The 23339-nt window shown below is 71.7% G+C and carries 27 protein-coding genes; 9 read left to right on the plus strand and 18 right to left on the minus strand.

Going from position 1 to position 23339, the window contains the following annotated elements; genetic code table 11:
* Nucleotides 1-10: 10 nt before the first annotated feature.
* The 13 genes from SLINC_RS48195 to SLINC_RS36565 form a co-directional block, all read right to left on the minus strand.
* Nucleotides 11-166 (minus strand): hypothetical protein, encoded by a 156-nt coding sequence (locus tag SLINC_RS48195; protein WP_159425389.1) that lies wholly within the window; start codon nucleotides 164-166, stop codon nucleotides 11-13.
* 42 nt (nucleotides 167-208) lie between these two features.
* A complete protein-coding gene (locus SLINC_RS36510; protein ID WP_067442569.1) occupies nucleotides 209-394 on the minus strand; it encodes a hypothetical protein in 186 nt (61 codons plus the stop codon).
* Nucleotides 391-786, minus strand: coding sequence for a lipocalin-like domain-containing protein (locus SLINC_RS36515; protein ID WP_079164917.1), 396 nt, complete (start codon nucleotides 784-786; stop codon nucleotides 391-393). Before SLINC_RS36515 ends, SLINC_RS36510 begins: the two co-directional genes overlap by 4 nt.
* On the minus strand, nucleotides 783-1682 hold the full coding sequence (locus SLINC_RS36520) for an alpha/beta fold hydrolase (RefSeq protein ID WP_067442571.1): 900 nt from the start codon (nucleotides 1680-1682) through the stop codon (nucleotides 783-785). Before SLINC_RS36520 ends, SLINC_RS36515 begins: the two co-directional genes overlap by 4 nt.
* A complete protein-coding gene (locus SLINC_RS36525) occupies nucleotides 1679-2629 on the minus strand; it encodes an aromatase/cyclase (RefSeq protein ID WP_067442573.1) in 951 nt (316 codons plus the stop codon). The genes SLINC_RS36520 and SLINC_RS36525 overlap by 4 nt, the downstream gene beginning before the upstream one ends.
* A gap of 45 nt (nucleotides 2630-2674) precedes the next feature.
* Entirely contained in the window at nucleotides 2675-3460 is a 786-nt protein-coding gene (gene fabG / locus SLINC_RS36530) for a 3-oxoacyl-ACP reductase FabG (protein ID WP_067442575.1), read from the minus strand.
* A gap of 54 nt (nucleotides 3461-3514) precedes the next feature.
* Nucleotides 3515-3781, minus strand: coding sequence for an acyl carrier protein (locus tag SLINC_RS36535; protein ID WP_067442577.1), 267 nt, complete (start codon nucleotides 3779-3781; stop codon nucleotides 3515-3517).
* A gap of 107 nt (nucleotides 3782-3888) precedes the next feature.
* Nucleotides 3889-5082, minus strand: coding sequence for a ketosynthase chain-length factor (locus tag SLINC_RS36540; RefSeq protein ID WP_067442579.1), 1194 nt, complete (start codon nucleotides 5080-5082; stop codon nucleotides 3889-3891).
* The gene (locus SLINC_RS36545; protein WP_067442581.1) at nucleotides 5079-6350 is read right to left on the minus strand and encodes a beta-ketoacyl-[acyl-carrier-protein] synthase family protein; all 1272 of its coding nucleotides are present in this window, start codon (nucleotides 6348-6350) and stop codon (nucleotides 5079-5081) included. The genes SLINC_RS36540 and SLINC_RS36545 overlap by 4 nt, the downstream gene beginning before the upstream one ends.
* Nucleotides 6347-6943 (minus strand): TcmI family type II polyketide cyclase, encoded by a 597-nt coding sequence (locus tag SLINC_RS50280; RefSeq protein ID WP_310736497.1) that lies wholly within the window; start codon nucleotides 6941-6943, stop codon nucleotides 6347-6349. Before SLINC_RS50280 ends, SLINC_RS36545 begins: the two co-directional genes overlap by 4 nt.
* Nucleotides 6944-7174: 231 nt before the next feature.
* On the minus strand, nucleotides 7175-7384 hold the full coding sequence (locus SLINC_RS36555; RefSeq protein WP_067446095.1) for a (4Fe-4S)-binding protein: 210 nt from the start codon (nucleotides 7382-7384) through the stop codon (nucleotides 7175-7177).
* Nucleotides 7381-8604, minus strand: a complete 1224-nt coding sequence (locus tag SLINC_RS36560) for a cytochrome P450 (RefSeq protein WP_067442583.1) — start codon at nucleotides 8602-8604, stop codon at nucleotides 7381-7383. Before SLINC_RS36560 ends, SLINC_RS36555 begins: the two co-directional genes overlap by 4 nt.
* A gap of 112 nt (nucleotides 8605-8716) precedes the next feature.
* Nucleotides 8717-9271: a TetR/AcrR family transcriptional regulator gene (locus SLINC_RS36565; protein WP_067446096.1), complete on the minus strand. Its 555-nt coding sequence runs from the start codon at nucleotides 9269-9271 to the stop codon at nucleotides 8717-8719.
* 211 nt (nucleotides 9272-9482) lie between these two features.
* Here SLINC_RS36565 and SLINC_RS36570 point away from each other — a divergent pair, with 211 nt between their 5' ends.
* The gene (locus SLINC_RS36570; protein WP_067442585.1) at nucleotides 9483-10934 is read left to right on the plus strand and encodes an MDR family MFS transporter; all 1452 of its coding nucleotides are present in this window, start codon (nucleotides 9483-9485) and stop codon (nucleotides 10932-10934) included.
* 227 nt (nucleotides 10935-11161) lie between these two features.
* Here SLINC_RS36570 and SLINC_RS36575 read toward each other — a convergent pair whose 3' ends face one another.
* Nucleotides 11162-11800: a response regulator transcription factor gene (locus SLINC_RS36575; protein ID WP_237282008.1), complete on the minus strand. Its 639-nt coding sequence runs from the start codon at nucleotides 11798-11800 to the stop codon at nucleotides 11162-11164.
* A 388-nt stretch (nucleotides 11801-12188) separates the two neighbouring features.
* Here SLINC_RS36575 and SLINC_RS36580 point away from each other — a divergent pair, with 388 nt between their 5' ends.
* From SLINC_RS36580 to SLINC_RS36600, 5 genes are all read left to right on the plus strand, one after another.
* Nucleotides 12189-13022, plus strand: a complete 834-nt coding sequence (locus SLINC_RS36580; protein ID WP_067442589.1) for a M55 family metallopeptidase — start codon at nucleotides 12189-12191, stop codon at nucleotides 13020-13022.
* A complete protein-coding gene (locus tag SLINC_RS36585; RefSeq protein ID WP_067442591.1) occupies nucleotides 13015-14319 on the plus strand; it encodes a M20/M25/M40 family metallo-hydrolase in 1305 nt (434 codons plus the stop codon). The genes SLINC_RS36580 and SLINC_RS36585 overlap by 8 nt, the downstream gene beginning before the upstream one ends.
* A 16-nt stretch (nucleotides 14320-14335) precedes the next feature.
* Nucleotides 14336-16291, plus strand: coding sequence for a S9 family peptidase (locus SLINC_RS36590; RefSeq protein ID WP_067442593.1), 1956 nt, complete (start codon nucleotides 14336-14338; stop codon nucleotides 16289-16291).
* Nucleotides 16288-17211 (plus strand): S66 peptidase family protein, encoded by a 924-nt coding sequence (locus tag SLINC_RS36595; protein WP_067442595.1) that lies wholly within the window; start codon nucleotides 16288-16290, stop codon nucleotides 17209-17211. Before SLINC_RS36590 ends, SLINC_RS36595 begins: the two co-directional genes overlap by 4 nt.
* 92 nt (nucleotides 17212-17303) lie before the next feature.
* Complete coding sequence (locus tag SLINC_RS36600) at nucleotides 17304-17864, plus strand: GNAT family N-acetyltransferase (RefSeq protein WP_067442597.1); 561 nt, start codon at nucleotides 17304-17306, stop codon at nucleotides 17862-17864.
* Here the strand turns inward: SLINC_RS36600 and SLINC_RS36605 are convergent.
* Nucleotides 17842-18189 (minus strand): DUF6204 family protein, encoded by a 348-nt coding sequence (locus SLINC_RS36605; RefSeq protein ID WP_067442599.1) that lies wholly within the window; start codon nucleotides 18187-18189, stop codon nucleotides 17842-17844. The genes SLINC_RS36600 and SLINC_RS36605 overlap by 23 nt on opposite strands.
* 59 nt (nucleotides 18190-18248) lie before the next feature.
* Between SLINC_RS36605 and SLINC_RS36610 the strand changes: the two genes are divergently transcribed.
* The gene (locus SLINC_RS36610; protein WP_067442601.1) at nucleotides 18249-19148 is read left to right on the plus strand and encodes an arginase family protein; all 900 of its coding nucleotides are present in this window, start codon (nucleotides 18249-18251) and stop codon (nucleotides 19146-19148) included.
* 3 nt (nucleotides 19149-19151) lie between these two features.
* Here the strand turns inward: SLINC_RS36610 and SLINC_RS36615 are convergent, their stop codons facing one another.
* Nucleotides 19152-19502 (minus strand): VOC family protein, encoded by a 351-nt coding sequence (locus SLINC_RS36615; protein WP_067442603.1) that lies wholly within the window; start codon nucleotides 19500-19502, stop codon nucleotides 19152-19154.
* Nucleotides 19503-19645: 143 nt separating this feature from the next.
* Here SLINC_RS36615 and SLINC_RS36620 point away from each other — a divergent pair, with 143 nt between their 5' ends.
* Both SLINC_RS36620 and SLINC_RS36625 read left to right on the plus strand, forming a co-directional pair.
* Complete coding sequence (locus tag SLINC_RS36620; protein WP_067442605.1) at nucleotides 19646-20146, plus strand: phage holin family protein; 501 nt, start codon at nucleotides 19646-19648, stop codon at nucleotides 20144-20146.
* 6 nt (nucleotides 20147-20152) lie between these two features.
* Nucleotides 20153-21220: an SDR family oxidoreductase gene (locus SLINC_RS36625; RefSeq protein WP_067442607.1), complete on the plus strand. Its 1068-nt coding sequence runs from the start codon at nucleotides 20153-20155 to the stop codon at nucleotides 21218-21220.
* Nucleotides 21221-21266: 46 nt separating this feature from the next.
* On the opposite strand, the gene SLINC_RS36630 is transcribed toward SLINC_RS36625, so the two are convergent.
* Nucleotides 21267-22358, minus strand: a complete 1092-nt coding sequence (locus SLINC_RS36630; protein WP_067442609.1) for an enolase C-terminal domain-like protein — start codon at nucleotides 22356-22358, stop codon at nucleotides 21267-21269.
* A 17-nt stretch (nucleotides 22359-22375) separates the two neighbouring features.
* Entirely contained in the window at nucleotides 22376-23338 is a 963-nt protein-coding gene (locus SLINC_RS36635) for an LLM class F420-dependent oxidoreductase (protein ID WP_067442611.1), read from the minus strand.
* Nucleotide 23339 lies beyond the last annotated feature (1 nt).

Here is a 23339-nt window from a genome sequence, read left to right on the forward strand (position 1 = left end):
GTTGTCGCACTCAGTTGACGCTGCGCCAGATGTGCGGTTCGGCGGGTTCCTCGTCGTGGTCCGCGCCGACGCGTTGGTCCGCGGGAAGGGGTGTGGGTGTGGGTGCGTCGGCTTCGGGGATGCCGTCGGTCGTGTTCGCGCCGTACGGCAGCACGTGCTGGTCCACGGGACGATCCGTCCTCTCGGGATGGCAGGTCCGGGCCGGGTGTCAGGTCCGGTGCGGACCCGGAGGGGTGAGGTGGGGAGCCGGGTCGGCCCCGGGCCGCGGCTCCTGGTGGTCCGGGGCCGCAGGGGCGCGCAGGGCGCCGGGCGCGAAGATGCTCAGGGCCAGGACCAAGGGGTGGTCGTCGCTCTCGCGGGGCGGTACGGGCGCGGGCACCGTCAGGACGCTCATCGCTCCCTCCCGTGGGAGCCGGCCCGGCGCCAGACGAGCACACGCCGCCGGGGTGCCGCGTCCACCTCCCTGGTCGCACGGACGGTGAGCACGTCGCCGTCGAGTTCGGCGTCCCGGGTCTGCTCGACACCGATCCAGTCGGGACGCGAGGAGATCCGGATGTGGTGCACCACCTGGCCGCCGGCCACGCGCCAGTCGCCCGCGTAGCCCATGTACGTCGGACCGGGGCCCGGTGCCGTGGGCATCATGCTGACCGAGACATGGCCGTCGCGGGTGTAGACGAGCATGCCCTCGGGTGCGGGGCCGAGCGGCCCGTCGCCTATCGGGAGTCCTGCCTCGTCCACGTCGTGGAACGCCTCCAGACGCCATACACCGACGAGTTCCGCGCTCATGCCGGGTGCTCCTTCCCGTCTCCGTCCGGGCGCAGGCAGTCCGCCACGAACCCGAGAACCCCCAGGTGGTAGGCGCGTGCCGTCCACCCCAGACTGATGTTGTGGCCGGCGTCGGGCTGGTGGTCGACCAGGACGCGGGGTGCCGCGTGCAGCCGTGACCGCAGCTGGGCGACGGCCCGCCGGTCGTGGCGCCACCAGTGCTCGTGCTCGGCGAACGTGAAGCGGACCGGCACCCGGATCCGCCCCCCGATCCGGCGGAACGTCTCGGGCCAGCGGCCCGCGTCCGCCAGTTCGCGCGGTGGTGCGGGGGCGACGACGGCCCCGCTCGCCCGGAAGGTGCCCGGCGGATACAGGCGCAGCGGGCCCCAGTTGAGCCGCCACTGCGCGGCCCGGCCGGTCGTGGCGGTGGGCGGCACCAGGTACTCGTCGCCGCAGCCGGACACCGCGAGGCCCAGCAGCCCCGGTACCAGTCCGTCCGCCGCGATCCCCAGCGCGGGCTTGCCGCCGAAGGAATGTGCGAGCAGGAAGACGCCGGCGCCCGGCAGATGGCGGGCTGTCAGGTCTCGCACCGCCGCCGCGATCGTGGTCGCCTGCTCCATCACGCCCTGCCCCTCGGGCAGTCGGCGCGCCGAGAGGCCGTAGCCGGGACGGTCCAGGGCCACCGCCGCGAAGCCGAGGTCCGCGGCGAGGGCCAGGAACGAGGTGTCCGGCCGGGCCGTCCCGTGGAAGTACGCCGCGCTCATCCCCGCGCCGTGCAGGGCGACGACCGTGGCCCTGGGCGGGGTGTGTTCCGGGAGGGCGAGCAGCGCGGAGAGCGGGGTGCCGTCCGCGTCCAGGGTGATGCGGCGTACCGTCGCCGGCGGCCTCGCGGCGACGGCGGATCCGGCCGCCGTCACGGTCGCGCGCCCTCGGCCCGCCGCTCCGCGTGCTCCCTGGCCAGGGAGAGCGTGGCGAGGCTGTTGGTGCTGAGCGCGGTACGGGCGTACGCGACCGCGTCCGGCACGGTCGCACCGGCCCCGAGGACCTTCTCGACGGCGTCGGGGTCGATGGTGAAGGTGTGCTGGGAGGAGGCCGTGACACCCCCGCCGTCGGCCGGGACGATCGTCCAGCGGCCGGTGTGCAGGGTCAGCAGGGCGGGCAGGGTGACCTGCTTGTACACGATCCGGTGCGGCGGCAGCCCGACGCGGTACGACTTGGTGGTGTGGGAACTGCCGTCCTTGGCCAGGGTGTCCATCTCCAGCGTTTGGAGTCCCGGCGCCGGCTCCTGAAGCCGTACCGCGAGGACATGCGGCAGGCGCTCGGTCCACAGGTCCGCCCGGTCGATGAAGTCGTAGACGTCCCCGACCTCGCCCCGGATCCGGACCGTGTCCTCGAAGGAGCAGGTCAGGCCGTCGTCGGCGGGGGACTCGGCGAGGGACTTGAGGGAGTCCAGCTCCGAGCGGGAGTTGCGGTCGACCACGTCGTGGAGCCAGGCGAGGCTCGCGCTGTCGGCCGCCCGGTAGTCGTGTGCCAGGCGCACCACCGACTCCCCGGAGGGCAGGGCCTCGACGTGCCACTCGCCGCCCATCGCGGCCACCGGGGGCGCGGTGATCTCCTGGCGGAAGCGGATGCGCAGGTGCTCCGGGTCCAGGCGGCGGTGCGAGGTCCAGTTCTTGACGGTGTCGCCCGCGGTCGCCCAGATGCGGATGCGTTCCTCGTGCTCACCGCACTCGACCTGTTCGACATGGATGTTCGGGGGGAAGAGCCGGGGCCAGTCCTCGGCCCGGGCCAGCAGGCCGTAGACGGTCTCGGCCGGTGCGGAGATCTTGATCTCGTGTCCGGACTCGTGCAGCTCGGAGGGCATGGGGTCACTCCTTGGGGCTGGGGGGAGGGAAGGCGCCGCGCGGAGTCAGAAGTTGCCGAGACCGCCGCAGACGTTCAGCGCCTGGGAGGTGATGGACGCGGCGGTGTCGGAGACCAGGTAGCCGACCAGGCCGGCCACCTCCTCGGGCGTCGAGTAGCGGCCCAGCGGGATCTTCGCCCGGAACTTCTCCAGGATCGCGTCCTGCGAAGTGCCGTACACGCGCGCGTAGTTCTCCCGCACCCGGTGGGCCATCGGTGTCTCGACGTAGCCGGGGCAGACCGCGTTGACGGTGATGCCGGTGGGCGCCAGTTCGTTGCCCAGCGCCTTGGTGAAGCCGACGACGCCGTGCTTGGAGGCGGAGTAGGGGGCGCCGAGCACCACGCCCTGCTTGCCCGCGGTGGAGGCGATGTTGACGATGCGGCCCCAGTCCCGGTTCCGTAGTCCGCCCGTGGTCAGCGCCTCCCGGGTCAGCCGGAACACGCTGTTGAGGTTGGTGTCGACGATGTCGTCCCACAGGTCGTCGGTGAGGTCGGCGGTGACTCCGCCACCGCTGATCCCCGCGTTGTTGACCAGGACGTCCACCGGTCCGTACCGCTCGACGGCCGCCCGCACGTACCCGCGGACCGAGTCCCGCGACCGTACGTCGAGCACGACACCGTCCACGTCGAGGCCGTCCTCCCGCAGTTCCTTGACCGTCACCAGCACCTTGTCCTCGGTCCGCGACCCGATGAACACCTGGTGTCCCTGCCCGGCCAGCAGCCGGGTCACGGCCAGGCCTATGCCGCTGGTGGCACCTGTCACCAGGGCGACGCGACGTTCCCGCTGAGTCATCTCTCCTCTTTCCTGAGCGTGGTGCGTGGGTCCTGAGCGTGGTGTGTACGACGGTCAGACGGGCTGGGCGGACAGATGCGCGCCGACGGCGTCGACGAACGCGCGAGGGGTGGTGGCGTCACCGAGGACGGTCTCGTCCAGCTCGATGCCGTACTCGCGCTCCACCCGGCTCGCCGTCTCCAGCAGGGCGAGCGAGTCGTAGCCGATGTCGGTGAAGTCCGTGTCGAGGATGTCCGCCCGGAGGTCGGCGCCCTCGGGGACACCGGAGCCTTCGAGGAGGATCCGCTTGAGGTCGTCGAGCGTGAAGGTGGTTCGGGACATGAGGGAGCAGCCCTTCTGGGAACGGATGGTGATCGGGAGCGAGAGGGTGGTGCGGGGAACGAGACAGCGGTGCGGGGAACAGGACGGTGGATCGGGGACCGGGACGGTCAGGAGCGCACGACCATCGCCGAGTTGAAGCCGCCGTGGCCGCGGGCCAGGATCAGCGCCGTGCGCAGACGGGCGGCGCGCGGCTGGGAGACGACCAGGTCGAGGCCGTGGCGGTCGGCGGGTTCGACATGGACCGTCGGGGGGATCAGGCCGTCCTTCAGGGCGAGGAAGGCCGTGGCCAGGTCGAGGGACGCGGCGCCCGCGTACAGGCGGCCCGTCATCGTCTTGGGCGCGGTGACCGGGACGCCGTACGCACCGAAGACCGTGGTGAGCGCATAGGCCTCGACGCTGTCGAGCTCGGGTTCGCCGGCGGCGTCCGCGAACACCACGTCCACGTCGGCCGGGGCCAGGTCCGCGTCGGCGAGAGCGAGCTCCACGGCCCGGCGTAGACCTGGCTCGGGGCCGTCGAAGGTGGCCGCGTACCCGGCGATCTCGCCGTACACCGCGGCGCCCCGGGCGCGGGCGGAGTCGGCGGACTCCAGGATGAGCAGGGCCCCGCCCTCGCCCGGCACATGACCGCACGCCCGGTCGTCGAACGGCAGGTAGGCGTGGGTGGGTTCATCCACGGTGCTCAGGCGGCCGCCGGTGTGCAGCCCGACCCAGCCCCAGGAACACAGCAGCGCGTCCACCGCTCCGGCGACGACGAGGGCGGTGCCCTTGCGGATCTGCCGGCGGGCGTGGGCCACCGCGTCCAGACCGCCGGCCTGGTCGGAGACGACGACGCCGCTCGGGCCCTTCATCCCGTTGCGGATGGAGATCTGGCCGGTGTTGACGGCGTAGAACCAGGCGAACGACTGGTACGCGCTGACGTACTGGCCGCCCCGGCTCCACAGGCTCTTCAACTCGCCCTGGCTGAACTCGAATCCGCCCGCCGAACTGGCGGTGATCACGCCCATGCCGTACTCCGGCAGCTGGGCGGGGACCACCCCCGCGTCCGCCAGGGCCCAGTCCGCGGCGACCAGCGAGAGCCGGGTGACCCGGTCCGTCTGCGGCAGCAGCCGGCTCGGCAGATGCTCCTCGGCCGTGAACCCGGCGATCTCGCCGGCGAGTTTCGCCGGATAGCCGGAGGCGTCGAAGCGGGTGAGGGGACCGATGCCGCTCTTGCCGGCGAGGGCCGCGTTCCAGTAGTCCCGCGCGCCGAGCCCGTTGGGGGCGGCCACGCCCAGACCGGTCACCACCACGGAGTCGGTCATGCCATGCTCCTTTCCGGGCGGGCGAGCACCATCGCGCTCTGGAACCCGCCGAAGCCGCTGCCCACCGTGAGGACGGCGTCGACGATCTGGTCGCGTGCCGTCACCGGGACGTAGTCCAGGTCGCATTCCGGGTCGGGGGTCTCCAGGTTCGCCGTCGGCGGCACCACGTCGTGCCGGATCGCCAGGACGGAGGCCGCGATCTCGATGGAACCGATCGCGCCCAGCGAGTGCCCCACCATCGACTTGATCGAGCTGACCGGGGTGACGTACGCGTGGCCGCCGAGGCTCCGTTTGAAGGCGGCGGTCTCGTGCCGGTCGTTCTGCTTGGTTCCCGAGCCGTGCGCGTTGATGTAGTCGATCTCGGTGGGGTCCATCCGGGCCTCGTCCAGGGCGACCGTGATGGCCTGCGCCATCTCCGCGCCGTCCGGACGCAGCCCCGTCATGTGGTACGCGTTGCTGCGCGTCGCGTATCCCGCGATCTCCGCGTGGATACGGGCGCCACGGTGGCGCGCGGCCTCCAGCTCCTCCAGGACGAACACGGCCGCGCCTTCCCCGAGCACGAAGCCGTTGCGGCTGCGGTCGAACGGGCGGGAGGCGCGCTCCGGGTCGTCGTGCCGGGGCGTGGTCGCCTTGATGGCGTCGAAGCAGGCCATGGTGATGGGCGAGATCGGGGCGTCCGTGGCCCCGGCCACCATCACGTCGGTGGTGCCCTCCCGGATCAGCTCCGCCGCGTAGCCGACCGCGTCGAGCCCCGAGGTGCATCCCGCCGACACCACACCGCTCGGACCCTGGGCCCCGACGGCCCGGGCCACCTCGGCGGCGAAGGAACTGGGCACGAAGTGGTGGTAGAAGAACGGGTCGGCGTAGGTGTGGTCGACCAGGTCGAGCCGGCCGCCGTCGCTGACGACGCGGTAGTCCTGGTCCAGGCTCATGGTGGCGCCCACCGCGCTGCCGATGGTGACGCCCGTCCGGTACGGGTCGAGGGCGCCCGGGGCCAGCCCGCTGTCGGTGACGGCGGCGCGCGCCGCGACCACCGCGAACTGGGCCGCCCGGTCCATCCGCCGGACGTCGTGCGGGGTCAGACCGTGGTCCTCCGGCACGAAGTCGATCTCCGCGGCGACGCGGGAACGGAAGGGAGCCGGGTCGAAGAAGCTGATGGTCCTGGTGGCCGTACGCCCGTCGGTCAGCAGGTCCCAGAAGGCGCCGGTGCCCACACCGCCCGGGGCGAGGACCTCCATGCCGGTGATGACCACGCGCCGCCCGCTCATGCCGGGGTCTCCCAGCGGTAGAGGCGGGTGGCGACCTGGTCGGCGGTGGAGCGCCAGGTCGCCGGGTCGTACACCGAGACCAGGGGCTCCAGTTCCCGGCAGATCTTGATGAACCGGGGGTCCGCCTCCTTCCACGCCCGGTCGATGAGGCGGTAGCCGTCCGTCTCCGCGAAGTCCTGGAGGTGGAAGTACACGCCGTCGAGACTGAACAGCCGGCGCCGGCGCGTTCCCATGCGGTGCGGGAAGTCGGTGGCGTCGAGTTCGGCGAACAGCGCGGAGACCTCCGGGATCACCGCCGGGTCCATCCGGTTCACGATGACCGTGCTGTGCAGGACCTCGCCGGCCGCGGCGGGCCTGCCGTCCCACTGGTAGAAGAGGGTCGCCTCCGCGTCGAGGGGGGATTCCAGGTCCGGTCCGGGCGCCTCGCCGTCGAAGTCCCGGATGTGGACCAGCAGGTCGTGGTAGCCGAAGAGCTGACGGCGGAGCAGACCTGCCGAGCGGGCTCCACGGGTGGCGTCGAATGCGGCGTAGGAATCGCGAATGTGCGCGATCCCGTCAGGTTCTGATCTGCCCAGCGCGACAGCAGTCTGCACGTCGTTCCCTTTCGTCCGCAGTGTTTTCGTCCGCAGTGTTTCTGGCGTCTCCATACTCTGCCGCGGAAAGGGGCCGTACAAGGTTTTCCGATTCACGCTCAGGACATATCTCGGCAGGGAAATTCCGCCTTCTTCAGGGTTCTGTGCGGGGAATGTCAGGGGTAGTTCAGGAACCGCAGGTACGAAGAAGGCCGATGCGGTGCCGCATCGGCCTTCTTCCGTGCACCGTGGTCAGTCCTCCACGATCGACAACGCGCCCGACGGGCAGAGGAACACCGCCTCCCGGGCCCGCGGCACCCGTGCGCCCTCCGCCCGGTGGGTGCGCAGCTCGACCACGCCCCGGTCGTCCTGCGCGAACATCGCCGGATCGGTGAGCACGCACTGGCCGGCCCCGGTGCACACCTCCGGATCACCGGTGATCCGGACGGCCGCCCCGCTCACCACGTCACCGGGAGTTCGTACAGTCCGAACGCCAACGCGTCGTACTTGAAGGGGAGATCGGCCTCGTCGACGGCGAGGCGGAGCGTGGGGACGCGGGCGAAGAGGGTGTCGAAGACGATCTGGAGTTCCAGGCGCGAGAGGTTCTGGCCGAGGCACTGGTGCGGCCCGTAGCCGAACGCGACATGGTGCCGGGCGCCGCGCTCCAGGTCCAGCCGGTCGGGATCCGGGAACGCCGAGGGGTCGCGGTTGGCGGCGAACACCGAGGCCATCACACCGTCCCCGGCGCGGATCGTCTCGCCGCCGATCTCGACGTCCTCCAGGGCCACCCGCCCCGCGGCCACGTCGAGGATGGAGTAGAAGCGCAGCAACTCCTCCACCGCCACCGAGGTCCTGGCCGGGTCCGTCCGGATCGCCGCGAGCCAGTCGGGGCGGGTGAGGAAGGTGTGGACACCGAGGGCGATCATGCTCGCGCTGGACTCGTAGCCGGCGATCAGCAGGAGCTGGGCGAGGCTGTTGAGCCCCTCGCGGTCGATCTCGCCGGTCTCCTCCCGCTGGAGGGCGATCTGACGGCTGATCAGGTCGTCGCCCGGGTGGGCCTCCTTCTCCGCGATCAGGTCGTCGAAGTACTTCCGCAGCCCGATCGAGATCTGCACCCGCTCTTCGCCGGAGGTCTTGCGCCACAGCATGCGGTGCACGAGGTCGATGAAGTAGGCGTGGTCGGCGTGGTTGGCGCCGACCAGCTCGGCGAGCAGCAACGTCGGTACCGGGAGGGCCAGTTCGGCCACCAGGTCGACCGGCTGGGGCAGGTCCAGGATCCGGTCGACGCAGTCGTCGACCAGTTTCTGGATCGTCGGCCTCAGCTCGGCGACCCGGCGCACCGAGAAGTCGCTGATGACCCGGCGGCGGACCGCGGAGTGCTCGGCGCCGTCCATGCTGATCATGAACTTCGGCTGTTTGCTCAGCCCCTCGCGCTGGCCCAGCGCGAGATTGGGAAAGCCCTCGGCCAGGCGGTCGGCACCGAACCGAGGATCGGAGAGCACGGCGCGCACATCCTCGTAGCGGCTCAGGAACCACACGGGCTGACCGTCGCTCATCACCACCTTGCTGACCGGTTCCTCGGTGCGCAGGCGGGTGTAGACCTCCGGTATTTCATAGGGGCAGCGGCGGGTCACCGGGTAATGCGGCAGCTTGGCGACTTCCTCGGGATCCAGATTGAGCATGATGCTCCTCAAGGCGTGGTGGATTGTCCCCGCAGACCCGAGGGACTGTAGTCGCGGCGCCGCCGGAGCAAGGTCAGGAGAATGTCAATTGAAGTTCTTCTGACACTGCTTTTCAAAGAATTGTGCCCCAGCCGTGTTCCACGAGCGCGAACAGTTCGCGCATCGCTGCGGCCGGGTCGTCGCTCGCGCGCACGAGATGGGGCGCTTCCAGCGCGATGTGGGCCAGGCCGGTGACGGCGAGGTCGTCGTGGGGCCGGCCGGTCTCCTCGGCGATGACGGCGGCCAGGGCGTGTTCGTGGCGCAGCCACATGCGCCGGGCGTACTCGCGCAGGGCCGGGGTCGACTCGACCAGGGTGAAGTGCGGATCGTCGGTGCGCAGTCCGGTGCGGGTGCGCACGAGATGGTCGCGCAGGGCGTGCAGGACGGACTGGCCCGGGGGGCGGTCGCGGACGGCGCGGACCAGCGCGTCCTCGACGTCCTGGTCCTCGTCGAAGACCAGGGCCTCCTTGCCGGGGAAGTGCTTGAACAGCGTGCTCAGGGAGACATCGGCGGCCTCCGCCACCTCCCGCACGCCCACCTTGTCGAAGCCCCGCTCGGTGAACAGCCGCAGCGCGGCGTCGGCCAGGGCCTGGCGGGTGGCGGCCTTCTTGCGCTCACGACGGCCCATGTTCTCGGTCACGGACCCCACTGTACTGCGGATTCGGCGAGCTGATCACTTATCGGTGCGGACCCATCATCGGAGCGGTTGCACTTTTCGATCCGCTGTGTTTCTGTGGAGGGGTGGGCAGCGGCCTCGGGCCGCAGTCGTATGACGGAATCCCGCGTGCACAGCGGCCCGGCGCCCGGCCGGGTCGCCGACCAACGCAGGAGAGGACGTCATGGCCAGTCCCACGCAGTCGTTCGCCCGGCCGGGCACCGTGCCGGAGGTGAGCGACCGGCGGCTGAACCTCACGATCGCCGCCCTCGGCATCGGAGCCATCGCCAGCATCCTCGACTCCACGATCGTCAACGTCGGGGTCGACCACCTTTCCCGGGTCTTCGACGCGAGCCTGACCGCCACCCAGTGGGTGATCACCGGATTCCTGCTGGCGATGACCGCGATCGTGCCGCTGTCGGGATGGCTGATCGACCGCATCGGAGGCCGCGCCACCTGGATGTGCGCGCTCGGGGTGTTCCTCGGCGGCTCGGTCCTGTGCGGTCTGGCCTGGGACCTGCCGGCCCTGATCGGCTTCCGGGTCCTCCAGGGGCTGGGTGCCGGCCTGATCATCCCGGCGCTGATGACCCTGCTCACCCAGGCCGCCGGACAGCAGCGCCTGATGACCGCCATGGGCAGCTTCTCCCTGCTGGTCCAGGTCGGCCCGATCCTCGGCCCCCTGGTCGGCGGCGCCCTGCTCCAGGGCGCGAACTGGCGCTGGCTGTTCCTGGTGAACATCCCGTTCTGCGTCGCCGGACTGGTCCTGGCCCGCATGGTCCTGCCACCGAAACCGCCCACCGCGCACAAGCGCCCCCTGGACGGCGTCGGACTCGCCCTGCTCACTCCCGCCCTCGTCGGCGTGATCTACGCCCTCAGCAACATCTCCGACCTCGGTGACCTCGGCACCGTGAAGGTGTGGGCGCCGCTCGTCTGCGGCCTCGCCCTGCTCGCCGGGTTCGTCGGCTGGTCGCTGCGGGACGGTGCCTCGGCCCTGATCGACGTGCGGCTCTTCACCGACCGCGGGTTCGGTGTCACCAGCGGCCTGTCGGTGCTGGCGGGCTTCACCATGTTCGGCGGCATGCTGCTCTTCCCGCTCTACTTCCAGCAGGTGCGCGGCGCCTCGGTCGTCGGCACCGGGCTGTTCATGGTCCCGCAGGGGGTGGGTGCGGCGGTGCTCATCATCTTCGGCAAGAGGCTGCTCCAGCGTGTCACCGCCCGGACCAGGATCGTCTGCGGCTTCGCGCTCATGGCGCTGGGCACGCTGCCGTTCGCCTTCCCCGGCACCCGGGGCGAGACCTGGCTGCTGGTCGCCGCCCTGACCGTGCGCGGGCTGGGGGTCGGGGCGAGCACCTCGGCCATCAACGCCTCGGCGGTGGCCGGCCTGCCCAAGGACGAGATCCCGCGCGGCACCACCGCCTTCAACATCGTCCAGCGCATCGGCGCCCCCTTCGGCACCACCACCGTCGCCGTGCTGCTCGCCCGGGCCACGGCCGACGCCCCGCACGGCACCGCCGGTCTGGCGGGGGCCTTCGCCTCGACGTTCTGGTGGACCCTCGGCTTCACGGTGTTCCCGGTCGCGCTGGCCCTCCTCCTGCCCCGGGTCCCCGCGACGGGACCCGTCGGCCGCGCTGCCTAGCGGCGCAACCGGACAGGCCGCCGGGGTCCACCCCCGAGCCCCGGCGGCCGCCGTCCGAGGCACCCGGGGTCCTGGCGGGAAGGGAGTACGTCGTCGTGGGCACGTTCCTCCAGCGAATCGGCACCCTTGCGGGGCGGCCCGGGGGCGGAATGGTCCGGACCCGGGCCGCCGAAAGTCGGCTCGTTCTCCTTTTGTTTCTTTTACCGTCAGACGTGATCCACTTACCGTCAGATGTGGTCCATCATGAATCCCACACCGCGGATCGATACGATCCAGTCCCGGTCGCCCAGCTTCGAGCGAATACTGCTGACATGGGTGTCCAGAGTCCTTCGGGACCAGGAGCCACCCCAGATCTGATCCAGAATCCTGTCGCGCGACACCACGGTTCCGCGATTCAGGGCGAGGAGCAGAAGAAGCTCGAACTCTTTCCGCGTCATCCTGATGACACGGTCCTTGAAAACCACCTCACGTTTGCGGACATCGATACGCAACGGTCCGCGTTCCAGGATCTCCGGGGCGTGTTCGTGGGCATGTGCCCGTCGCATGACCGCTTCCATACGGGCCATGAGTTCACGGAATCCGTAGGGTCGGGCCACATAGTCGTCGGCGCCGGCCCGCAGCGCCAGGACGGTGTCCAGCTCGGACACCTGGGAACCGATGGCGATGACCGGGGTGTCGCATCCGGCGCGCAGCGCGCGGCACACCTCCAGCCCGTCCAGATCAGCTAATTCCAGCCCGAGCAGAATGAGATCGGCAACCGGCCGGCAGTCGAGAGCCGCCCGTCCGCCGGTCATGGCCTGTACCTTCTGCCCGCATCGAACCAAGTCTTCCGTGAGGGCCTCCCTGTACTCGTCCTGACTTTCCACGACGAGAATCGTCCAGGTTTCGACGGGGTCGATTCCGCGTATGGATCCCGTTGGCATCAGTGGTGAGCCGTGTCCCATGATCTTCCCCCGCAGATGATCAAAACGATGGACTGAGCGACCCCATGCTGGCATGGTGGGAGGAGATATTTCAAGGGACATATTTCCTTTCACGGAGGGGCAACAGAGCTTTAACCTGCTCTTGGGAGCCTCATGGAAACCGGGAAGCAAAAGATCCGGAAAGGGATTCCCAAACAAGGCATTAGCAACACTCAAGCCGGAGCAAAGGTCAAACATTAAATTCCCGAATTGAATTGCCATCGGAAATGGTCCGGCGCGGCGGTGGCGGGGTCGTAGCCGGTTCCTGCCCCGGCGCGTAACGTGACCAGGCATGAAGATCCTCATCAGCGCCGACATGGAGGGCGCGACGGGTGTGACCTGGCCGGCCGACGTGTTGCCGGGGACGCCGCAGTGGGAGCGGTGTCGGTCCATGTTCACGTCGGACGTCAATGCCGCCGTGCTCGGGTTCTTCGACGGCGGTGCCGACGAGGTGCTCGTGAACGAGGCCCACTGGACGATGCGCAACCTCCTGCTCGAACAGCTCGACGAGCGGGTGGAGATGCTGACCGGGCGGCACAAGTCGCTGTCCATGGTGGAGGGGGTGCAGCACGGTGACGTCGACGGCATCGCGTTCGTCGGGTACCACGCGGGCGCCGGTATGGAGGGCGTCCTCGCCCACACCTACCTCGCCAACTCGATCACCGGGGTGTGGCTGAACGACGTACGGGCCAGTGAAGGGCTGCTCAACGCCCGTGTGGTGGCGGAGTACGGCGTGCCCGTCGTCCTGGTGACCGGCGACGACGTGGCCTGTGAGGACGCGCTCGGCTATGCCCCCGAAGCGCTGAAGGTGGCGGTCAAGGACCACGTGTCGCGGTACGCGGCGGTGTGCCGCACGCCGGCCAGGACCGCCGCCGACATCCGGGCCGCCGCGAAGGAGGCGGCGTCCCTGGCGGCCCGTCAGGAACCGGTGGACGCCGGGCCGTTCACGATCGCGTTGGAGTTCGACGCCGAGCACCTGGCGATGGCCGCCACCGTGGTGCCGGGTGTGGCGCGGGTCGGGGAGCGGAAAGTGACGTACACCAGTGATCGCATGTACGACGGAATCCGTACCTTCAAGGCGGTCACCACCGTCGTCTCGGCCGCCGTGGAGGAGCAGTATGGCTGACCGGCAAGCGCTGGACGAGGTCGTCGAGTTCACCTCGGACCTCATCCGTATCGACACCACCAACCGCGGCGGCGGCGACTGCCGGGAGCGGCCCGCCGCCGAGTACGCCGCCGCGCTCCTCGCCGACACCGGCCTGGAGCCCGTCCTCCTGGAACGCACCGAGGGCCGTACGAACGTGGTCGCTCGGATCGAGGGCACCGACCCGTCGGCCGACGCGCTGCTCGTCCACGGTCATCTGGACGTCGTGCCCGCCGAGGCGGCGGACTGGAGCGTGCACCCGTTCTCCGGGGAGGTCCGCGACGGGGTCGTATGGGGGCGGGGCGCCGTCGACATGAAGAACATGGACGCGATGATCCTCGCCGTCGTACGGGACTGGGCGCGGCGGGGCGTGCGGCCCCGGCGCGATCTCGTCATCGCCTTCACCGCCGACGAGGAGGCCAGCGCCGAGGACGGCTCCGGATTCCTCGCCGACGAGCACCCCGGGCTGTTCGAGGGCTGCACGGAGGGCATCAGCGAGTCGGGGGCGTTCACCTTCCACGACGGCGGCGGACGCGAGCTGTACCCGATCGCCGCCGGTGAGCGCGGCACCGCCTGGCTGAAACTCACCGCCCGCGGACGCGCCGGGCACGGCTCCAAGGTGAACCAGGAGAACGCGGTCACCCGTCTCGCCGCCGCCGTCACCCGGATCGGCGCCCACGAGTGGCCGCTCCGGCTCACCCCCACCGTGCGCGCCGCCCTCACCGAACTCGCCGCGCTGAACGGCATCGAGACCGACCTGAGGGACGTCGACGCCCTCCTGGACAAGCTCGGCCCGGCGGCCGCCCTCGTCGAGGCCACCGTCCGTAACAGCGCCAACCCGACCATGCTGGACGCCGGTTACAAGGTCAACGTGATCCCGGGGGAGGCGGTGGCCTTCGTCGACGGCCGGTATCTCCCGGGCGCCGAGGACGAGTTCCGCACCACCCTCGACCGGCTCACCGGGCCCGACGTGGAGTGGGAGTTCCACCACCGCGAGGTCGCCCTCCAGTCACCGGTGGACTCACCGACGTACGCGAGGATGCGGGCGGCCGTCGAGGAGTTCGCACCGCATGGGCATGTGGTGCCGTACTGCATGTCCGGCGGCACGGACGCCAAGCAGTTCTCGCGGCTGGGCATCACGGGCTACGGCTTCGCGCCGCTGAAGCTGCCCGAGGGCTTCGACTACCAGGCCCTCTTCCACGGGGTCGACGAACGCGTACCGGTCGAGGCGCTGCACTTCGGAGTCCGGGTACTCGACCGCTTCCTGCGTACCGCCTAGGCGTCTGGGGGACGACGTGCGGACACTGGCCTACGGTTCCTGGCCCTCGCCCATCGACGCGGCGCTCGCCGCCGCCCACGACGGACACCCCGAGTACGTCGGCTTCGTCGGCGACGAGGCATGGTGGACCGAACCCCGCCCCGCCGAGGGCGGCCGCCGCACCCTGGTGCGACGGCGTGCCGACGGCACCGAGGAGCCGGTGCTGCCGGCCCCGTGGAACGTGCGCAGCCGGGTCATCGAGTACGGCGGCCGGCCCTGGACCGGGACGGTGGCCGACGGCCAACCGCTCGTCGTCTTCGCGCACTTCGCCGACCAGCGGCTGTACGCCCACCGGCCGGGGGCAGGTGAGCCGAGACCGCTCACCCCGGTGTCCCCGGTGGGCGGCGGACTGCGCTGGGCGGAGCCGCAGTTGCTGCCGGAACGCGGCGAGGTGTGGTGCGTGCTGGAGGAGTTCACCGGGGACGGGCCCGTCGACGTGCGGCGCGTCCTGGCCGCCGTACCCCTGGACGGATCGGCCGCCCAGGACCGTGACCGGGTGCGTGAACTCACCGACGACCGGCACCGGTTCGTCTCCGGGCCCCGGCTGTCGCCGGACGGGCGGCGGGCCGCCTGGCTGGCCTGGGACCATCCGCGCATGCCGTGGGACGGCACCGAGCTGCTCGTCGCCGAGGTCACCGACGACGGGACGTTCGGGGAGCCCCGGACGGCCGCGGGCGGCCCGCGGGAGTCGATCGCCCAGGCCGACTGGTCGGCGGACGGCCGCCTGCTGTACGCGAGCGACCGGACGGGCTGGTGGAACCTCTACCGCGACGGCGAACCGCTCTGCCCGCGCGAGGAGGAGTTCGGCGGGCCCCTGTGGAAGCTCGGACACCGCTGGTTCGCCCCGCTGGCGGGCGGGTTGATCGCGGTCGTGCACGGCCGCGGCGCCACCACCCTCGGGATCCTGGACCCGGAGACCGGCGAGGTCGTCGACGCGGCCGGCCCGTGGACCGAGTTCGCGCCCACCCTCGCCGTGCACGGCGAAAGGGTCGTCGCCGTCGGGGCCAGCCCGCGCAGCGCCCACGAGGTGGTGGAACTGGACACCCGCACAGGCCGCGCCCGGGTGGTCGGTGCCCCGCACGACGATCCGGTGGACGCCGCCCACTACCCGGAGCCGCAGATCCGCACCTTCACCGGCCCGGCCGGCCGCGAGATCCACGCCCACGTCTACCCGCCCCACCACCCCGCCTGCACGGCCCCCGGCGACCAGCTGCCGCCGTACGTCATCTGGGCGCACGGCGGCCCCACCCAGCGCGCGCCGCTCGTCCTCGACCTGGAGATCGCCTACTTCACCTCGCGGGGCATCGGGGTCGCCGAGGTCAACTACGGCGGCTCCAGCGGCTACGGCCGGGAGTACCGCGACCTGCTGCGCGAGCAGTGGGGCGTGGTCGACGTCGAGGACTGCGCGGCGGTCGCGCGCGCCCTCGCCGACGAGGGCACCGCCGACCGCGACCGGCTCGCGATCCGCGGCGGCAGCGCGGGCGGCTGGACCGCGGCCGCCTCGCTCGCCACGACGGACGTCTACGCCTGCGGCACGATCATCTACCCCATCCTCGACCTCGCCGGCTGGGGCGCGGGGGAGACCCACGACTTCGAGTCGCGGTACCTGGAGACCCTCGTCGGGCCGTACGCCGAGGTGCCCGCCCGGTACGCGCAACGCTCGCCCACCGAGCACGCCGACCGGATCACCGCGCCCTTCCTGCTCCTCCAGGGCCTGGACGACGTGATCTGCCCGCCCGCCCAGTGCGAACGGTTCCTGTCCCGTCTTCAGGGCCGGCGGGTGCCGCACGCCTACATCGCCTTCGAGGGGGAGGGGCACGGATTCCGGAAGGCGGAGACCATGGTCCGCGTCCTGGAGTCCGAACTCTCCCTGTACGCCCAGGTCTTCGGCCTGAACCCGCCCGGCGTCCCGACCCTGGAGCTCACCAAGTGAAGGAACTCCTCAGACCGTCCAGACTCGCGCCCGGCGCCCGCGTGGCCGTCGTCGCGCCCAGCGGACCGGTACCGGAGGAACGGCTCCAGACGGGCCTGGACATCCTGCGGGGCTGGGACCTCGACCCGGTGGTGGCCCCCCATGTGCTGGACCGGCACCGGGAGTTGCGCTACCTGGCGGGCACGGACGCCGACCGGGCGGCCGACCTCCAGCACGCCTGGTGCGACCCGTCCGTGGCGGCGGTGCTGTGCGCCCGCGGCGGATACGGCGTGCAGCGCATGGTCGACCTGCTCGACTGGGAGGCGATGCGGGCGGCCGGGCCGAAGGTGTTCCTCGGGTTCAGCGACATCACCGCGCTGCACGAGGCGTTCGCCACCCGGCTCGGCCTGGTCACCCTGCACGGCCCGATGGCGGCCGGTGTCGACTTCATCAAGAACGCGCGCGCCCAGGAGCACCTCAAGGCCACCCTGTTCGCCCCGGACACCGTCCGCACGATCGCCTCCGGCGGCACGGCGCTCGTGCCCGGCCGGGCACGGGGCGTCACCCTCGGCGGCTGCCTGTCCCTCCTCGCCGCCGACCTGGGCACCCCGCACGCCCGCGCCGGCGCGCGCGGCGGACTGCTGTGCCTGGAGGACGTGGGGGAGGAGACCTACCGGCTCGACCGCTACCTCACCCAGCTGCTGCGCGCCGGCTGGCTCGACGGCGTGCGCGGCGTGCTCCTCGGCTCGTGGGAGACGTGCGAGGCCTACGACGGCGTCCGGGCGCTGATCGTCGACCGGCTCGGCGGACTCGGCGTCCCGGCGGCGGAGGAGTTCGGGTTCGGGCACTGCGAGGGCGCGCTGACGATCCCGTTCGGGGTGGCGGCCGAACTGGACGCGGACGCGGGGACGTTGACGCTGGACGAGCCGGCGCTGCGCTGACGGGCGACGGCCGGGTCACCCGAAGTGGCCCCCACCCCTGGCGGGGCGTACGTCAGGAATCGGCGGAACCGACCAAGTCGTAGGCTGGCGGCATGCCGCACAGCGCTTCCCACTACCTCGCCGAAGGCCCTCGCGTGGGCATACGCCACTTCACCTACGAGGACGGCGCCGAGTTCACCGCCCGGGCCCGGGAGAGCAAGGAACTGCACCAGCCGTGGCTCTTCCCGCCGGCCGGTGCGAGCGCCTACACCGCCTACGCGGGACGGCTGATCGAGGACCCGGCCAAGGCGGGCTTCCTGGTGTGCGAGAAGGCGCCCGAGCGGGGTGAGGCCGGGGCCGTCGCCGGGTTCATCAACATCAACAACATCGTCGAGGGCGGCTTCCGGTGCGGCGCGCTCGGCTACGGCGCCTTCGCGCACGCCGCCGGGCGGGGGCTGATGCGCGAAGGGCTGGATCTGGTGATCGGCCACGCGTTCGGACCGATGCGGCTGCACCGGCTGGAGATCAACGTGCAGCCCGGCAACGCCGCCTCCATCGCCCTCGCCCGCAGCTGCGGCTTCCGGCTGGAGGGCTTCTCACCGAACATGATCTACATCGACGGTGCGTGGCGCGACCACGAGCGGTGGGCGATCACCGCCGAGATGCGGGCTTGAAGTTGATCTTCATGGTGTCGAGGTCCGTGACGGTGGACTTCAGGCCGCCGTGGCCGTACCCGAGGCCCTTCAGGGCCGCCTCCGCCCGGTCCTCCGCGATCGCCGCAGCCATCTCCTCGCCGTCCGCCGCGTCCGACACCACGACGTACCGCATCGAGAAGTGCTTCAGCGGCGAGGACTCGTAGGACAGCGATCCCTCCTCCGTGAACCGCATGCTGCCCATCCCGTGGTCCGCGGCCTCGGCGAGCAGCCGGGTGCGGGCCTCGTCGGTGAGCCCGTCCCAGGTGCCGCGCACGATCACCCGGTAGGTGTGCTGCTCGCTCACTGTCGCTCCTTCGCGTATCTCCGTGGACGGCCGACTGTACGTCGGCGAGGATGCCTGGCATGCGGAATATCGTCGTGCTCGACGCCCCCTCCAACCTCGGCCTGCGTCCGCCCGCCCCCGGCACCGTGCCCGGCTGCTACAAGCTCGCCGGGGCCCTGCGCGAGCAGCGGATCGTGCAGAGGCTGCGGGCGCTGGAGGGCGGGGTCGTCGTGCCGCCACGCTACGACCGCGGGGACTGGCGGGAGGGCGACGGCGTCTTCAACGCGGGCGCGCTCGCCGCGTACACCCGGAAACTGGCCGACCGTATCGAACGGCATGTGCGCGCCGGTGACTTCCCCGTCGTCCTCGGCGGCGACTGCTCCATCCAGCTCGGCGCCTCGCTCGCGCTGCGCCGCATCGGGCGGTACGGCCTGGCCGCCGTGGATGCCTCGCCCGACTTCCGGCACCCCGGCAACTCCGACCGGATCGGCGCGGCGGGCGGCGAGGAGGTCGCCCTCGCCACCGGACGCGGGCAGGACGACCTGACCGACCTCGAAGGGCTCCGGCCCTATCTGCGGGACGAGGACGTACGGCTCTTCGGCATCCGCGACGTGTTCGAGGAGGACCGGGCCGAACTCGCCGCGCTGAAGATCCCCGTCGTGACCGTCGGCGACATCCGGGAGTGGGGCGCGGACGCCCTCGCCACGGCCACCGCCCAGGCCTTCGAGATCCCCGACGTGGACGGATTCTGGGTGCACCTGGACGCGGACGTCCTCGACCCGAGCGTGATGCCCGCCGTCGACAGCCCCGACCCGGACGGCCTCCTGCCCGACGAACTCGTCGCCCTGCTGCGGCCGTTGCTCGCCTCCGCGCACTGCGTGGGCCTCAACGTCACCGTCTACGACCCCGATCTGGACCCGGAGGGCACGGCGGGAGCACTGCTCGCGGACGTGGTGGTGGCCGCCCTCGTCGGGGACTGAGGATCACGCGCCGCCGCGGTCCACGTACTCGTACACCACCCCGTCGGGATGCATCGCGATCAGGTTGCGGCCCGCCGGTGACGCGAGCGGGCCCGCGACGATGTGGGCACCCAGCTCGGTGAGTACCCGGTGGGCTTCGTCGACGTCCTTGACGGCGATCGTCGCGGCGACCTTGCGCAGCACCTCCAGCTCGGCCTCCGACCCGCTCATCAGCAGGAAACAGCCGACCGCGGCGACCTGGACGCCGCCCCGTTCGAAGCGGAGGGCTCTGCCGCCCGCCAGCCGCTCGTAGAAGGGGACCGCGGTCTCCAGGTCGTCGACGCAGATGCGCAGCGTGGCTCCCAGAATGTCCATGCGGACGAGCCTAGTTGGGGTGGCCGGGACGCGGAGATCGTTTCACGTGATCCCCCCGCTCCGGCCGAGAGAGCTGCCCCGGGCGTGCGCCGACGCGGTGCCGGCCCGCGTTATGCGCACGGGTGTGCGGGTACCCGGCGGGCATGGACCGCTTGGAGCATCTGGAGCATCTGGACAGGCATCTGGTCGACGAGCTGGCGCAGGTCGCACGGGAGACCGTCCGCGAGGAACTGCGCGAGCAGACCCGCAAGCAACGCCGCAAGGCCGTGCTCTACGCCGCTTCCGGCGCCGTCGCCCTGTACGCGGGCGCGGCCGTCGCGCTCGCCGTGGGGCTGGCGCTCGCCATCGGTCTGCCCGACTGGGCCGCCGCCCTCATCACGGCGGCGATCCTCGGCGTCCTGGCCTATGTGCTGCGCGGCGCCGCCCGGCCCTCCTCGCACCGTCCGACGGACGCGCGCGAGGCCGAGCTCGCGGCGGCGGGCCAGCAGCCGGAAGCCACCGGCACCATGCCCCTCGCCCCGCCCGGGCCCGGTGGGGCGGCCATGCAGGTCCCGCCGATGCCGCCCGTCGCGCCCCAGGCGGGCGCGCCGGCCGCCGGCCCGCGCCCCGGCGACGACCCCGAGCAGCCGCACCACCGGGCGTGATGCGCGGTGCGCGACGTCCACAAGGGAGCATCGGCGGGGCACGGCGAGGTCGTCGTGGTGACCGGGGCGAGCGGTGGTGTGGGCCGGGCCACGGCCGTGGCCTTCGCCGCCCGTGGCGCCCGGGTCGCCCTGCTGGCCCGAGGCCGTGAGGGGCTCGCCGCGGCGGCGGACGAGGTGCGGCGCGCGGGCGGCGAGGCGCTCGTCGTCGGCGTAGACGTGGCCGACGCCAAGGCCGTCGACGACGCCGCCCAGCAGGTCGTGGACGCCTTCGGGCCCATCGACGTCTGGGTCAACAACGCCTTCGCCGGGGTCTTCGCCCCGTTCCCCGAGGTCACCCCGGACGAGTTCCGGCGGGTGACCGAGGTGACCTACCTCGGGTACGTGTTCGGCACCCGGGCCGCCCTGCACCACATGCTGCCCCGCGACCGCGGCACGATCGTCCAGGTGGGCTCCGCGCTCGCCTACCGCGGGATTCCGCTCCAGTCGGCCTACTGCGGCGCCAAGCACGCCATCCAGGGCTTCAACGAGTCGCTGCGGTGCGAACTGCTGCACACGGGCAGCGGTGTCCGTACGACGATGGTGCAGCTGCCCGGGCTCAACACCCCGCAGTTCGACTGGGTGCTGAACCGGATGCCGGGCCGGGCACGGCCGGTCGCGCCCGTCTACCAGCCGGAGGTGGCCGCCCGTGCCATCGTGCACGCGGCCTCGCACGGGCGGCGACGCGAGTACTGGGTCGGCGGCTCGACGGCGGCCACGCTGATCGCCAACGCGGTCGCCCCCGGGTTCCTGGACCGGTACCTGGCCCGGACCGGCTTCGGCTCGCAGCAGGACGACGGGCCGCACGGCGGTCCCGGCAACCTGTGGGCCCCGGCCGACGGACCGCACGGGCGGGACCACGGCGCCCACGGGCGCTTCGACGACGAGGCCGTGTCCGGCAGCCCCCAGGACTGGGTCTCGCGCAACCGCGGGCGCATGGGGGCGGGGCTGGTGGCGGCCGGCGTCGGCGGGCTGGGCGCCGCGGTGACCGCGGGTCTGCGCCGCCGTGGCCGCCGTGGGCCGTCGCGGGGGCGATGACGGCGAGAAGACCGGTGCTACGGCGATACGGCGAGGAGTCCGGTGATCACGCCACCCGGTACTCCTCCACCTCCTCCGTCCGCAGGGTCAGGCCGTGGCCGATGCCGCAGACGGGGTGTACCTCGCCGCCGGTCGGGTCGAGGGCGCCGTCGAAGAACATGTCCTCGATACGGACGTGGTCGTGGAACCACTCCAGGTGGCGCAGGTTGGGCAGCGAGGCCGCCGCGGCGGCGTGGACGTGCGGGGCGCAGTGGGTGGAGACCTCCAGGCCGTGGGCGTGGGCGAGGGCGGCGGCGCGGAGGAACTCGGTGAGGCCGCCGCAGCGCGTCGCGTCGATCTGGAGGCAGTCGACGGCGCCGGCCGAGATCATGCGGGCGAAGTACGGCAGGTCGTAGCCGTACTCGCCCGCCGCCACGTCGGACACCACGGCGTCGCGCACCAGGCGCAGGCCCTTCAGGTCGTCCGAGGACACCGGTTCCTCGAACCAGCCGACGCCGTGCTCGGCGAGGGTGTGGCCGACGCGCACCGCCTGCTTGCGGGTGTAGGCGCCGCTCGCGTCGACGTACAACTCCGCCTCGGGCCCGATGACGTGGCGGGCGGCGCGGACGCGGGCCAGGTCGCGGGTGACCGCGCGGCCCCACGCCTCACCGATCCTGATCTTGACGCGGGGGATGTGCTGCCCGTGCACCCAGCCGTTCAGCTGCGCGGCCAGATGCGTGTCGTGGTACGTCGTGAAGCCGCCGCTGCCGTACACCGGCACGGTCTCCCGGGCCACCCCGAGGAGCCGGGCCAGCGGGAGTTCCAGCAGCCGGGCCTTGAGGTCCCACAGGGCGATGTCCAGGGCGGAGATCGCGCAGGCGGCGATGCCGGGGCGGCCCGCGTTGCGCACCGAGCGGCACATCGCGTCGTGCAGCGCGGGGATGTCCAGCGCGTCGCGGCCCTCCACGAGGGGGCCGAGGTGCTCGTGCAGGAAGTCCCCGACCGCCGCCGGACCGTACGTCCAGCCGGTGCCGGTCGCGTCGGCCGCGCTCACCTCGGCGATCACGACGGTCGTCGTGTCCCAGGACAGCGTGCCGTCCGCCTCGGGGGCGTCGGTCGGCACGGTGTACACCGACACCACGGGCGGACGGAGCTTCATCACGGCCTCGCTTCCGCTCAGTGGCTCTGCTGGAGCTGCGGCAGGACCTTCGTACGGTAGAAGTCGAAGAAGCCGCGGATGTCGGGGCCGATCTGGTTGACGTAGACGAGGTCGAAGCCCGCGTCGGCGAACTTCTTCAGCTCCGCGACGTGCTCGTCCACGTCGTCTCCGCACACCCGGCTGTCGCGGACCATGTCCTCGGTGACCAGGGTCTGCGCCTGCTCGAAGTGCCGGGGGGAGGGCAGCACCTGGCTCAGCTCGCCCGGCAGCTGCTCGTTCGCCCAGAGCCGGTGCACCGTGCGTACGGCCTCGTCCTTGTCGGTGTCGTAGCAGACCTTGGTGCCGCCGCTGACCGGCTTTCCGCCGCCCCCGCCCTTGCGGTACTGCTCCACCATCGACGCCTCGGGCGCCATCGTGATGAAGCCGTCGCCGACCCGGGCCGCCAGCTTGGTCGCCGCGGGCCCGAAGCCGGAGATGTCGATCGGGACGGGCTCGTCGGGGACCGTGTACAGGCGGGCGTTCTCCACCGTGTAGTGCGTGCCGTGGTGGTTGACCTCCTCGCCGGTGAACAGCCGCCGCATGACCTGGATGGACTCCTCCAGCATCTCCAGGCGGATGTGCGCGGGCGGCCAGACATGGCCGAGGACGTGCTCGTTCAGCGCCTCGCCGGTGCCGACGCCGAGCCGGAAGCGGCCGTCGGTCATCACCGCGCTCGTCGCGGCCGCCTGGGCCACCACCGCGGGATGGATCCGCACGGTCGGGCAGGTCACCGCCGTCTCGACGGGCAGCGACACGGCCTCGGACAGCGCGCCGATCACCGACCACACGAACGGGCTCTGCCCCTGCGCGTCGTTCCACGGGTGGTAGTGGTCGGAGATCCACAGCGACTGGAACCCGGCCTGCTCGGCCATCCGCGCCTGCTCGATGAGCTCCGCGGGACCGTACTGCTCGCACGAGAGGAAGTAGCCGTACTCGGGCATG

Source organism: Streptomyces lincolnensis (assembly GCF_001685355.1).
Classification (GTDB): domain Bacteria; phylum Actinomycetota; class Actinomycetes; order Streptomycetales; family Streptomycetaceae; genus Streptomyces; species Streptomyces lincolnensis.